The following is a 365-nucleotide window of genomic DNA, read 5'->3' as shown; positions in this document are numbered from 1 at the left end:
CATCAGCATCAACAAGCGTGAGTGATTCAACAAGTATGAGCACATCATTAAGTGAGTCAACATCAACAAGCGTGAGTGATTCAACAAGCACAAGTACATCAGATAGCGCATCAACATCAACAAGCGTGAGCGATTCAACAAGCACAAGTACATCAGATAGTGCATCAACATCAACAAGTGTGAGTGATTCAACAAGTATGAGCACATCATTAAGTGAATCAGAAAGTACGAGTCTTTCAGACTCATTAAGTGAAAGCACATCAGATAGTGCGTCAACATCAACGAGTGTGAGTGACTCAACAAGTATGAGCACATCATTAAGTGGATCAGAAAGTACGAGTCTTTCAGACTCATTAAGTGAAAGC

Annotated in this window: 1 pseudogene; it reads right to left on the bottom strand. The window is 40.3% G+C overall.

The window, feature by feature from the left end:
• Positions 1–365: pseudogene (locus KA878_RS14440) on the bottom strand (hypothetical protein); the annotation flags it as partial.

Source organism: Staphylococcus sp. GDY8P57P (assembly GCF_017892585.1).
Lineage (GTDB): Bacteria > Bacillota > Bacilli > Staphylococcales > Staphylococcaceae > Staphylococcus > Staphylococcus borealis.
This window is presented reverse-complemented; position numbering and strand designations above follow the sequence as displayed.